This window comes from uncultured Algoriphagus sp., assembly GCF_963974835.1.
In the GTDB taxonomy this organism is placed as follows: Bacteria; Bacteroidota; Bacteroidia; order Cytophagales; family Cyclobacteriaceae; genus Algoriphagus.
Map to the genome: position 1 here is coordinate 62,741 of NZ_CAXBET010000004.1, position 12,728 is coordinate 75,468.

A 12,728-nucleotide genomic window follows, 5' to 3' on the forward strand; every position below is an offset into this window, starting at 1 on the left:
ATGCAAGACATGCTAGTCCGATTGATCGGTTTGCCGGATATTTCTCTCGAAGAAGCGCGCCTTTTAAAAAAGGAGAAAATTGTCTTTAGAAGGTCTATCGTTCCAGAGAAGCACCTGATCAGTTCATGGGTATTGGAGAATTTCGGAGAATACTGGCAATCAGAAGTGGAAGTAGCTTTCAGCAGACAGCCAGTTGCCTGTTGGCTGGCGCAAAGAGAAAATGAAATCCTGGGATTTGCCTGTTACGAAACCACTTATAGAAATTTCTTTGGGCCCACAGGTACATTAGAATCGGAGCGTGGAAAAGGAATTGGTAAAATCCTCCTGATAAAATCACTCCAATCCATGAGGGAAATGGGCTATGCATATGCAATTATTGGAGGTGTCGGGCCGGCGGAATTTTATGAAAAAACAGTCAGCGCAAAAATTATAGATGGATCAGAGGTAAGTATTTACAAAAATCTGATTCGAAAATCATGAACAAATCCCCCCAAAGAACTCCGTGGATCTGGATTCCTTCCTTGTACATGACCGAAGGAATCCCCTACATAGTCATCATCGTAGTATCTGTGATTATGTATAAAAAGCTTGGTGTCTCCAATTCTGATATCGGATTGTACACGAGCTTACTGTATTTACCATGGGTGATCAAGCCTATCTGGAGCCCAATTGTGGATCTCTTTGGCACAAAAAGGAAGTGGTTTTTGGCCATGCAGTTTATCCTTTCATTGGTGTTTTTGGCAGTAGGACTGACCACATCAGGCAGTAACTTTTTCTTCATGACCTTGGCTTTTTTCTGGATGGGGGCATTTGCTTCTGCGACGAATGATATCGCTTCGGATGGCATGTATTTGATAGCACTAAAGCCAGAGCAGCAGTCCTTCTTTGTCGGACTTCGAGGCACTTTCTACCGAATCGGTATGATTACAGGACAAGGATTAATCGTGATGGTGGCTGGATACTTAGAGACTACTTTAGGAGATAATACAAAAGCGTGGTCCTATACCATGATAATTGTCGCACTGCTAATGCTTTTGCTAACGTTGATTAATTCTTTGGCTACGCCAAAAATCGAGGAAGAAACAGCGGAAAAAACTTCTCGGGAAGCGAGTTTCGGAAAGGTGTTCACCACCTTTTTCACCAAGAAAAACATTGGAATCTCGCTGGCTTTTGTGCTACTCTATAGGCTCGGAGAGTCTCAGTTAGTAAAAATGGCCTCACCTTTTTTACTTGATGTGAAAGAAAAAGGAGGATTGGCCTTAAGCACTTCCGAAGTTGGTTTTATGTATGGAACTATCGGCGTGATCGCTTTGCTTTTGGGAGGAATTTTAGGTGGAATCGCTATCTCCCGAGATGGATTAGGTAAGTGGATGATCCCGATGGCACTTTCACTCAATCTTCCAAATTTACTTTACATCGCTTTGGCGCACTTCCAACCAGATAATATTGTCTTCGCTGGAGCAGTCGTCGTGATCGAGCAATTTGGTTACGGATTTGGTTTTGCTGCCTACATGATCTTCCTAATTTACCTTGCAGAGGGCCCTTTCAAAACTTCCCATTATGCTTTGGCTACCGGATTTATGGCGATGGGAATGATGTTTCCAGGAATGCTTTCCGGGTACATTCAGGAATGGCTTGGCTACACTGGCTTTTTCATATGGGTGGGAATTGCGATGATCCCAGCCTTGGTGGTCGCTGCAAGCGTGAAGTATCCAAGGGAGTTTGGAAAGAAACTCGATTAACTATTGACCTCTGAGTCTCTACAATTCGATATTCACCTTCTGCGTTCATCATCCATTATTGAAGTTTTAATTTCCAATGACGAATGATGAATTTAAAATAATGAAGTATAAATACTCCCTTCTAACTTAGAAAGAATGAACAAACACCAAAAAATCGCTCAATGCTTTTCCCCAGCAGCATTTATTCATGATACGGAGGAAAACTACCAAGCCATAGAGAAGCTAATCCTAGAGCAGGAAATAGGTGGATTGACATTTTTTCATAGCCGACATTCTGCTGCGGCTAATTTCGAAAAGCGAGCGGAAGTATTGGACGTGAGTGGGACTTTGGAGAAAATGATTGCCCTGATCAATCGCTATCAGGCCATTGCAAAGACACCGCTACTAATCAGTATAGATGGAGAATATGGTTTGGCTATGAGGATAGAAAAAACACCTCAATATCCTTTTGCGATTACTCTCGGAGCTATTAAGATAAATTGGCCAGAACTCATTGAAGAGGTTGGCTATAGAATTGGTCTGGATATGAAAGCTGCCGGCATTCATTTGAATTTAGCTCCATGCTCCGATGTGAATACAAATCCGAACAATCCCGTGATTGGCTACAGGTCATTCGGCACATCTACTAGGAAAGTTGCTGAGCTCTCACTTGCTATGTATCAGGGTATGAAAAGAGCTGGAATTGGAGCTTGCTTAAAGCACTTTCCGGGTCATGGTGATACACAGACAGATTCTCATTTGGGATTGCCGGTAATTCAGAAAACAAAGGAAGAGCTGGAGAAAGAAGAACTTTTACCGTTTCAAGTTGGAATAGACCATGGTGTTGAAATGATTATGGTTGGTCACTTATCCGCTCCAGCCTTGACAGGTGGGAAGGAAATCGCTTCAAGTATTTCCCGTGAGATCATTACTGATTTACTGAAAACCGAGATGGGATTTGATGGAATTGTGATCTCAGATGCACTGAACATGAAAGCGGTGGCAGACTTATTCCCAGAAGCGGGACAACTCGAATGGGAAGCCTTCCACGCTGGCAATGACATTCTCTGCTTTTCGGATCATGTGAAAGAAGGAATTGATAAAATAGCCGAACATGCCTCCGATGAGGAAATTGTAGTTGTATTTGAGAAGGTTTGGAAGCTAAAGAAGAAGCTAGGAGTATTTGACTTTAAGAAATTGAAAGCTCCAACATTAGATTGGAAAAGTCATGCTGAACTTCAAACAAGGCTTGCAAATGAATATGTATCTGTAATTTCTGGAAAAATTGATTCTGGGGAATTAAAAAGGCAGGCTTCTCAAGGGAAGCTTTCACATCAGTGCTTTTTTGGAAATAACGACACCCCCTTTTCAAAAATTCTAAATCAAAAATACACTTCAGATTTAACTGAAATTCCAATCGATAAGGCAGAGAAAGTAATCATCTCTCTTTTTGTTCCTTCTCACAAACCGTTAAATCAATTCGGAATGGATGAAGAATCATTGGCTGAAATCAAAAAACTGGCTCAGAACAAGCCGTGTATTCTAGTTCATTTTGGCAACCCTTTGGCGTTAAGACATCTTGGAGATTTGGTAATCTTTGAAGCGGTGATTTGTGGCTATCAGGCTTTTGAGGAAACACAGGAGGTTGCTAGTAAATTTTTCTGAAAGGTTTTTTTAACCGCAAAGTCCACTGAGGTATTGCGGAGATTCGCAGAGATACTTTTATCCAAGATTATTCAAGACTCTTTGCTTTCAAACTGTTTTATCCTGCTTCTGGAGAAGCAGGTCAACTATAATGCATCTGCTGTAAAAACAAAAAAAGCCGGCTTCCTTTCGGAAAACCGGCTCCAAAGAAATCATCACGCATTTGCAACTGGGTTAATCAGCTACATATACATTCTGACTTCCTAGATTAAATATCTTCAATCTCTATTTCAGCTTTCACAAGTAAAGCATCTTCTCTTTGATCCTTAACTCTTTCCAAAGTCTTGTCAGAGAAAGCTTTTAGATTATTGTTTTCTCCGTTGTTATTTTGATTTTCAAACATTGAGATGTTGTCATTCAACAATTCAAGTTGGAATTCAATGTAAGCTTCATCAAAGTCCTCTCCACTTAGAAGAGAAAGTTCGTCCATTTTAGCCTGCATAGAAGTAGATATTTCATCCGAAATCTCAACATCCGAATCGGCTACTAAACCTTGCAATTCTGTACTGCTCTCTGTGTTCTCAGAAACGAGCATAGTTCCATATTCAATTACGGAATCATCTTCACCTTTATCAAGTGCCAATTGACCGAAATCAACCTGTGCGTTTAGATATTGGGAAGAAGTCAATGCAAAATTTCTGTCTTGCTGATTGTAGCTGGTTAAAATTGGGTCATCATCGTCATCTTCACATGAAGTCATTCCGACTAGACAAAATGAAGAAAGCAGCACTGCTCCAGTAATCCTTGCTTTTCTACTGAAGGTTTTTGCTGCGGGTTGGTTAACGTTACTTGTTCTCATAAGAAATTTAGTTGGTTTAGTGTACTATCCCCAAACTTGCAAGTACCATTCCCATGTGGATTGGAGCGAAATAGAAACGATTACTATTTTATCCCTGTGTAAAGCATACTCAGTCTGTTGAAAGTTTTACGCTTTTAGACAGAAAATATTTCTCCGCCAGTTCCCAAGGGATAATAGTCCCTAATTCCTACTTCTACTAGACTTTCGACACGGATTTCCCTTACTTTTTGAATGTATAATTCTGAGCAGAAAGAGTGCATGATAAAAAAGTGGCGCTTAAGGAAAGCGCAGTTTTAATAAGAATGTTTTTCATGGGCTATTATTTGAAAAACAAGCTAATAAAATAGTTTAATACGTATATCCGCTTTTCTATCAGTAAGTTGGCAAAAGGAATATATGATATTTTATACTTAAGGATTGAGGCCACTTCTGCCTGTCCCGCCACTGCGGGAGTCTTCGGTCATCGGTCTTTCAACCTGATAAGCAAAGAATCTAAGTTGACTGGCATCATTGCGGAAAATCATTTAGTTTAATTAATTAAGCCTAAATCCGCGCTTATTCTTCTATGCCAAACTCATACACAATCTCATGCACGTATTTCCCGCCTGGAGCCAAACTAGTTGAGGGAAAGCTTGGTTTGTTTGGGCTATCCGGCCAGGCTTCCGGTTCCAAGCACAGTGCCCAATGCGGTTGATAGGTCTTGCGATCTGCTCCAGCAAAATTCCTAACATGATTTGCAGTGTATAGCTGAACTCCCGGCGCAGTTGAAAATACTGTCATCACTCGCCCGCTTTCTGGATGGGTGACGACCGCAATTTTTTTGAGCTCAGAAGAATTTTCTCTTTTCGTAACATAATTATGATCAAAGCCTTCACCCAACGCATCCAACTGAGCCCCTAGATTTTTTGGAGTTTGGAAATCAAAAGGGGTGTCTGCAACGGGTTTTATTTCCCCAGTAGGAATTTGTCCAGGCCCAGAAGGAGTGATAGCATCGGCAAAAATCTGCAACTCATGATCCCGCACATCTCCGGTCATTCCATTCAGATTGAAATAGGAATGATTGGTCAAGTTCACGACAGTTTTCTTATCGGTAGTTGATTCAAATCTGAGTTTCAGTTCATTGTCCGAGGTCAATTCCATCCAGAGAGTCGTTTCTAGATTTCCAGGAAAACCTTCCTCCCCATCTACACTTAAGTAAGTCATCTTCACTCCTACTGCATCGTCTCTTTTATAAATTTCCGGTTTCCATACTTTCACTCCAAATCCTTTGTTCCCACCGTGAAGTGTGTTTTCTCCATTATTTCTAGTGATTTGAAAAGTCTCCCCATCCAACCTAAAGGAAGCCCCTCCAATTCTATTTGCATATCTTCCCACAGCGGCTCCTAGATAAGGACCGTTTTTAGTGAAATAATCCGGAATTTCTTCCAATGCTAAAACGACATTCTCAAGTTTGCCATTTTGATCAGGAACAATAATCCTTGATATAATTCCACCATAATTTGTCAACTCCACTTGCATTCTACCATTTTGTAAAGTGTAGTGGAATACATCCTTGTCCTCCCAAGTCCCTACTTTTTCGCCTGTGATAGAAAGTGAAGAAACATCTTTATTTTCCTTCATTTTTGATTGGGCAAGGCTGGATGACACTATTAACAAGGAGAATGAAAGGGCGAGTAGATTATATTTTAAGAACATGGTTTTCTTTGGGGAATTGTTAAGGTTATTGATCAATCTCTTTTATGATTGCCTTCTATTCTATCCAGTTGTTTTTGTATTTCATTCCTGTCGTATATTTTCCCTTTCATCACGACCATAAAAGGCTTTTGCAACGTGTTAAGATTTTGCAATGGATTCTCGGAAACCAATACAAAATCAGCCGAAGCTCCCGTTTTTATCACGCCCCATTCCCCTTCCTCATCAAAATATTTGGCTGGATTTACAGATCCGGATTTTAGAATCTCATAATTGGACATCCCTGCCTCAGACATCAATTCTATCTCATGGTGAATGGAAAATCCAGGTACATTGAATACCTGAGGGGAATCTGAAGTCATAAGAACGGGGACATTGGCTTTATGTAAAGTCATAAAAAGCATGTTGCGAAATTCCAGGTATGGCTGCACATTCTCTGCTGTCAACACGCCTGATTCTTCATAAGGAGTTTTGGCGTTAATCCAGTTTTGTACCTGCTCGGCAGACATGTATTTCATCTCCGGGATATTTCTATATTCGTCGGCGGGCTTTGAACCAAAATACCGATCAAAAAGTGTTAAAGTTGGAGCAATCCAAGCTTTCGTCTCCAACGTCAAATCCACTAATGCTGGCAGCTTGGTTAAATCCGCCTCCTTAACCAATAACATGGTGAATGGTCCAGCCAATTTGGGATCTAATACCTTTGAATAATCTGGAATCATGGCCTCAATATAACCATCCATATGCTCTATGGATTTATAGCCATTTTTCAAACTAGCCTCCAAGCCAACATTCAAGGAAACATGACCTCCAAAAGGAATATCCAATTCTTTGGCTGTTTTGGCAATTGCCAAAAACTCGTCCATTTCCAGACCTGGGTGGAGTTTGAGATGATCGTAGCCCGCAGCTTTTTCATCCCTGACCATTTTCTCGGCTTGTTCTACAGAAGATACAGAAGTGCCGCTGAAAGAGGGACCTGAGAGAAACAACCTCGGACCGTCCAATTCACCGGAATCTATTCTAGCTTTCAAAGGCAAGTGCGACGCATGTCCTATCATACCACGTACCCGTAAAACCCCATTTGCCAAATAAAGCCACATCGCCTCTTCTTGAAGTTGGGTATTGCCATTCTGAGCAACAGGAATATGTGAATGAAACTCCGCCAAACCAGGGTAAACAAAGGAGCCATTCCCATCAACAACTTGGTTTCCTTCATAATCAAGTGATTCTGAAGCAGGAACTATTTTGATGATTTTCCCATCATCTACTAGAATGGATTGGTTGTGAAGAACCTCATCGCTTTCCATAGTGACGATATTTACATTGGAAATCAGATAAGTCTGCGAGAATAAAGGAGATGATGAAAATAGAAAAAACAGGAAATTGGCGATAATGAAGTTTTTCATTGAGAAGGTCATTTGTGAGAAGAATTCAATTTCGTCTATTAAATGACTCCATGCAATCCTTCTAAAAAATAACCAGAGGAACTAAGGCAAAAAAGATGACTTGAAAAAGATATAGATACTAAACGGCAAGTCCAAACATCATTTGGGATTGCTCTTGATCCCCACATATCTGAGTGCCTCTACTAACATCTCTTCAGGCGTTTGATAAATATTCAATTTCAACCCGTACTTAGGTTCTTCCCAAGTTGCAAACTGAGAATCCAGCATAGTCGCCTTCATGTAATGATTTTTTCTGGCAAGCATTCGTCTCCATATTAATTCCCTATCCCCTTTAAGATGAATCCAGTGCATATTTTCCTGCACCTGCAATATTTCCCGATAACTTTCTTTCAAGGCAGAGCATGCCAATACTCCACCGCCAGTCTTCTCAGAATCAATTAAAATTTGCGCTAACGCCTCTAGCCATGGCATTCTATCCACATCATCCAATGGAAAACCCTGGCTCATTTTTTCTATATTCTCCTTTGGATGGAAATTATCTGCATCAAAAAACGGTAATCCCAAACTAGTGGCAATACCAGATCCGATTGTAGTTTTTCCAGTTCCGGAAACTCCAGTGACTATAATTAGCATGTGTGAAAGTTAAGAAAAAATAGCTTTTTGTTCTTATTAAAAATAGGGGATCCCTAAATGATAAATGCCACTTTTTAAACTAGTAAAGTGTACAATAAAATATTCCTGCAAGGAGAAAGTTTGAATTTGAAATAAGCTGCAAAAATCCGGGGATAAACTCCTAAAAACTTACTTCGATTAATTTTTAGAGAAAACTTTTATAAAATTTTTATTAAAGTCCATTTTATTAAAAAACATTTTTTAAATTTGTTTAAGTAAAGTGTAGGAGAAAATTATGTTCTTCTTGCAATATTTATCTAGATTACTAGGTAAAATTTGCCAGCAAATAACTATTGTAATCTGTTGATTTATCTATTCTTATAAATACCATTTCACAAAAAGTCCCATAAAATAAACCTGTCCGAACAGTATGTTAAGTAAGTATCCGCTTTCAGAAGTCGAAAAAAGTTTTCTTCAGGAATCTGGTGTAGAAAAGATCAGCACCCTCATTCCTTACCTTCAAGTTGACAATTTTCCCAAACTTGGCTTGCTCACTGCTTGCCGTTTTTTAGAATGGGCAGCAGCAAATCCACAAGGTGTTATAAGTTTGCCTACAGGTAAGACACCGGAATTTTTCATCAAATGGACGCAGTTTTTACTGGAAAACTGGGACAACAAAAAGGGCAAAGACGTAAGGGAAAAATACGGGTTGGGAAACACTGCAAAACCAGTTTTGAAAGATTTGACATTTGTACAGATCGATGAGTTTTACCCTATATCTTCAAAACAGAACAACAGCTTTTACGACTACGTCAATAAGTTTTATATCCAAGGATTTGGCCTTTCTAAGGAGAAGGCAATTCTGATTAACTCAGACGAAATTCCACTGGCAAATGGTCTTCATTTCAGCAAGGTATTTCCAGACTTGAAGGTAGATCTTTCTTTAAGATTCCGTGATCCTCAAAATGAATTGGAAAAGCTACAGCAGCAATCCATCTACTTGATCGATCAATGGTGCGGGGAATACGAGCAAAAAATCAGAGATGCGGGAGGAATAGGATTCTTTTTGGGGGGAATTGGTCCGGATGGTCATATCGCATTTAACACCAGAGGTTCGCATTTGTTCTCTGTCACTAGATTGACAGAAACCAATTTTGAAACCCAGGCTGTAGCAGCCGGTGATTTGGGAGGAATTGAAATTTCTTCTAACCGTCTAGTGATTACTATTGGACTGGATACCATTGTGTACAACCCTGAGGCAGTGGCAATTATTATTGCAGCGGGTGAGGCCAAAGCAGGAATAGTTCGCGATTCTCTGGAGACTCCACTAAGTAACGTATTCCCAGGAACTGTTTTACAAAAACTGAAAAACGGTAGGTTCTATTTGACCAAAGGAGCTGGAGTCAAATTGACTGATTCCGTAGATTCTTACTACCAAAAGGGAGAATGGACTTGGGAAAAAACTGAAAGATCTGTAATCGATCTCTGTAAAAAACTAGGGAAATATGGTCACAGAATAAAGCTCTCAGACCTTAAAGCTGATAAATACACCAAACTGATCCCGGATTTATCTGAGGACACAGTAAAGCAGGTGATGACTAGCATAGAAAATAAGCTTTCCAAAGGCTTGGAGCAAGAGCGAAATGAAGTGTTGCTTCACACTGGTCCACACCACGATGATATCTCTCTAGGTATCTTGCCTCATATCACTAACCAACTTCATGAGCCTAGCAACGAAGCCCACTTCTCCGTGTTGACTTCTGGTTTTACTGCCGTGACGAATACTTTTGTGATCGATACACTTCAGTTGACTAAAAAACTTCTGGATAACGGAAAGATTCAAATGGTTAACTTTGAAGACTTTTTTGAGGTAGGCTATAGCCTGAAAACAGACAAAGACGTCTATCATTACCTTACCAATGTAGCTTCAGAAGATGCAGATGAGCGACTAAGAGGACTTTGTCACAGAGTAGTCAGAGCTTTGATTATTGTATATGAAATCAAAAACAAAACTCAACTCAGAGAAACTATCAACGATGTCATCAGCATTCTCAAGAATAGCTATGACGGAGAGAAGAATTCCTCCAAGGTCCAAAAACTGAAAGGAATGATCCGTGAGTTTGAGGAAGAATTGGTATGGGCACACTTTGGGGTGCAAGTGAAAAATGTACATCACCTCAGACTCGGATTTTACACGGGAGATATTTTCACAGAGCAGCCTGACAAAGACCGCGACGTAGAACCGATCGTGGAAATGTTTAGAAAAATCAATCCTACAAAGATTAGTTTAACACTCGATCCAGAAGGATCAGGACCTGACACTCACTACAAAGTACTTCAGGCGACTGCAGCAGCTGTGAAAAAGTGGGGAGAAGAGAAAGATATCAGTGATTTGAGAATTATCGGTTATAGAAACGTATGGTTCAAATTTGAACCGCACGAGGCAAATGTAATCGTACCGGTTTCTTTGGGGGATATGTCTGTGATGGAAGATTCCTTTGCCAATTGCTACATGAGCCAAGTGAAAGCTTCTTTCCCTAGCTACTCTCATAATGGAAAATTCAGTACGGTAGCCAAGAGAATCTGGGTAGATCAGCTGAACGCTATTCAGTTATTACTTGGTAAAAATTACTTTTACCAGCATGAGCGCGCGAAAGTGCGATCTAGCCACGGATTAATTTTCTTCCGTGATATGAACGTGGAAGAATTCTTGGCCACGGCAAGAGAGCTGGAGAAATCCATAGAAGGAATGCTTTAATAGATAAGATCAAGCTAAACTCTGACTGACAGGATATTCTGTCAGTCTTGGTTTTTATAATAAACCTATCAACCTTATTATTTGTAGCGAATGGAAAAAGCCATTTTAGGATTAGACATTGGAGGCACCGGAATTAAAGGTGGTGTGCTAATTAATGGACATTTAGAGGATATACGATCCATTGCTACGCCTGCAAAGGAAAGCAAAGAATTCATTCTTGAAACTATTGCGAATTTCATTGAAGGTTATATTTCCTATGACCTGATAGGAATCGGTGTGGGAATACCTGGATTAGTAGACGTGCGTGAAGGCATAGTTCTAGGACTTTCAAACATTCCGGCTTTTCAACATGTAGAGTTGAAAAAATTCCTGACTGACAGATTCTCCAAACCTGTTTTCATAAATAACGATGCCAATTGTTTTGCTTCTGGTGTTCATAAATTCGGAGTAGGTCGCAAGTTCAATCACTTGGTCGGGCTGACTTTAGGAACTGGTGTCGGAGGTGGTATTGTGATCAATGGTCATCTTTACAGTGGAGTTAATTCCGCAGCGGGAGAATGGTGCTCATCACCCTATTTGGATTACGACTTTGAGCACTATTGTAGTGGTAAGTTTTTTGAAAAATACTATCATAGCAAGCCAAAGGCGCTGGCAAAACTTGCACTAGCAGGCGACGCTACAGCCATAAGAGCTTTTGATGAATTTGGTCACCACCTAGGTGAACTTGTCAAACATATATTATACGCACTGGCTCCTGAAGCTGTAATTTTGGGTGGATCGATCAGAAAGACCTACCCTCTTTTCAAAAACGCTTTATTCCAGTCCATTTCCACTTTCAAATACCCAACTGTCATTGAAAGGTTTGAAATTTTACTTTCGGAAATGGATGAAACCGCAATACATGGAGCTGTCGCTTTAGTGGAATTAGAAAAAGAAAATGAAGTTGTAAACAATTAGGTATAAATTGGTTTGTAGTTTTAAAAAGGTGGCTTTCTTGCAAGGCCACTTTTTTTGTGGACTACCGTCTGTCTCTTAACTTTTTTACACACAGAGAGCATAACTTTTTGATTCAACCCTATGTAAACTTTGTCACTTTGTGCTAAAAAACACATCAAAAACTAGCTACTCTTTAGCCTTGAACATTGAATTTGATTATTGAACATTGATCATTGATCATTGAACATTTCTTCAGCCAATTATAAATTCTTTGATTTCAGATTTAAGGCTTTCAAAATGGTTTTTCAACCCCTCAAAATCACCTGCTTCTACAAGTTTGCTGTCAATTAACGAACTTCCCATTCCTACTCCATAAGCCCCAGCTTGAAAAAATGACTTGATATTAGTCTTAGAAACTCCACCTGTAGGAAGCAATTTGACCTCATCGAAGGGTCCCAATATGTCTTTGATAAACTCCACTCCTAGATGAGTAGCCGGAAAAAGCTTGACGGCTGATGCCCCTAGAGACCATGCTTTATAAACTTCAGTTGGCGAAAAAGCTCCAGGGAAAATCGGAATATTTTCGTCGACAGCGTGTTCAATAACAGTTTCATCTATAATCGGAGTTACAATAAATTGAGCTCCAGCATCAATCGCTTCTCTGAGATCAGTAAGATTACATACTGTACCTGCGCCGATATTGAGGGATGGAAATTTATTTCTCAAGATTGAAATCATGGACACTGCTTCAGGCGTATTCATGGTCACTTCTAGTGTAGTAAGTCCTGCTTCTTCGAAGGCTTTGGCTATTTTCAGCACCGCATCAAGAGATTGCCCTCTAATGATTCCTATAATTGGTGCCGCTTTATACCGTTTCCAAAAAAGCGAAGTTGAAGTTTCCATTTGAATTTAATTGCGTTTGAATCGATACATGATTGATAATACAAGGTAATGCCTGCTTTGTAAACTTCAAGTAATATCGATGCAGATCAGCCGCAGGACAAAACTATCTTTAATAATTACTCTATCCCTATTAAAAGAAAGAGCCCGAATCCTTTTAGAATCGGGCCTTAATCTCAAATCTCTAACTCTCTAATCTC

At 39.9% G+C, this 12,728-nt stretch carries 10 protein-coding genes; 5 read left to right on the forward strand and 5 right to left on the reverse strand.

Annotation, left to right across the window (positions count from 1 at the left end; translation table 11 throughout):
* The 3 genes from AACZ73_RS10275 (at nucleotide 1) to AACZ73_RS10285 (ending at nucleotide 3,386) form a co-directional block, all read left to right on the forward strand.
* Nucleotides 1–480 carry a GNAT family N-acetyltransferase gene (locus AACZ73_RS10275; protein WP_339877568.1) on the forward strand — a complete coding sequence of 160 codons (480 nt, stop codon included), beginning with the start codon at nucleotides 1–3 and terminating at the stop codon, nucleotides 478–480.
* The gene (locus AACZ73_RS10280; RefSeq protein ID WP_339877570.1) at nucleotides 477–1,742 is read left to right on the forward strand and encodes an MFS transporter; all 1,266 of its coding nucleotides are present in this window, start codon (nucleotides 477–479) and stop codon (nucleotides 1,740–1,742) included. Before AACZ73_RS10275 ends, AACZ73_RS10280 begins: the two co-directional genes overlap by 4 nt.
* Nucleotides 1,743–1,877: 135 nt before the next feature.
* A complete protein-coding gene (locus tag AACZ73_RS10285) occupies nucleotides 1,878–3,386 on the forward strand; it encodes a glycoside hydrolase family 3 N-terminal domain-containing protein (RefSeq protein ID WP_339877572.1) in 1,509 nt (502 codons plus the stop codon).
* 247 nt (nucleotides 3,387–3,633) lie between these two features.
* Here AACZ73_RS10285 and AACZ73_RS10290 read toward each other — a convergent pair whose 3' ends face one another.
* The 4 genes from AACZ73_RS10290 to AACZ73_RS10305 all read right to left on the reverse strand — a co-directional run bounded on the left by AACZ73_RS10290 (nucleotide 3,634) and on the right by AACZ73_RS10305 (nucleotide 7,955).
* Nucleotides 3,634–4,224, reverse strand: a complete 591-nt coding sequence (locus AACZ73_RS10290; protein WP_339877574.1) for a DUF4142 domain-containing protein — start codon at nucleotides 4,222–4,224, stop codon at nucleotides 3,634–3,636.
* 555 nt (nucleotides 4,225–4,779) lie between these two features.
* Nucleotides 4,780–5,844: an aldose epimerase family protein gene (locus AACZ73_RS10295; protein WP_339877576.1), complete on the reverse strand. Its 1,065-nt coding sequence runs from the start codon at nucleotides 5,842–5,844 to the stop codon at nucleotides 4,780–4,782.
* 107 nt (nucleotides 5,845–5,951) lie between these two features.
* Nucleotides 5,952–7,322 carry an amidohydrolase family protein gene (locus AACZ73_RS10300; RefSeq protein WP_339877578.1) on the reverse strand — a complete coding sequence of 457 codons (1,371 nt, stop codon included), beginning with the start codon at nucleotides 7,320–7,322 and terminating at the stop codon, nucleotides 5,952–5,954.
* 138 nt (nucleotides 7,323–7,460) lie between these two features.
* Nucleotides 7,461–7,955, reverse strand: coding sequence for a gluconokinase (locus tag AACZ73_RS10305; protein ID WP_339877579.1), 495 nt, complete (start codon nucleotides 7,953–7,955; stop codon nucleotides 7,461–7,463).
* 409 nt (nucleotides 7,956–8,364) lie between these two features.
* Between AACZ73_RS10305 and AACZ73_RS10310 the strand changes: the two genes are divergently transcribed.
* Both AACZ73_RS10310 and AACZ73_RS10315 read left to right on the forward strand, forming a co-directional pair.
* On the forward strand, nucleotides 8,365–10,692 hold the full coding sequence (locus AACZ73_RS10310) for a glucosamine-6-phosphate isomerase (RefSeq protein WP_339877580.1): 2,328 nt from the start codon (nucleotides 8,365–8,367) through the stop codon (nucleotides 10,690–10,692).
* 90 nt (nucleotides 10,693–10,782) lie between these two features.
* Nucleotides 10,783–11,649, forward strand: a complete 867-nt coding sequence (locus tag AACZ73_RS10315; protein WP_339877581.1) for an ROK family protein — start codon at nucleotides 10,783–10,785, stop codon at nucleotides 11,647–11,649.
* Nucleotides 11,650–11,880: 231 nt separating this feature from the next.
* Here the strand turns inward: AACZ73_RS10315 and AACZ73_RS10320 are convergent, their stop codons facing one another.
* Nucleotides 11,881–12,531 carry a bifunctional 4-hydroxy-2-oxoglutarate aldolase/2-dehydro-3-deoxy-phosphogluconate aldolase gene (locus AACZ73_RS10320; RefSeq protein WP_339877582.1) on the reverse strand — a complete coding sequence of 217 codons (651 nt, stop codon included), beginning with the start codon at nucleotides 12,529–12,531 and terminating at the stop codon, nucleotides 11,881–11,883.
* Between the last annotated feature and the right edge of the window lie 197 nt (nucleotides 12,532–12,728).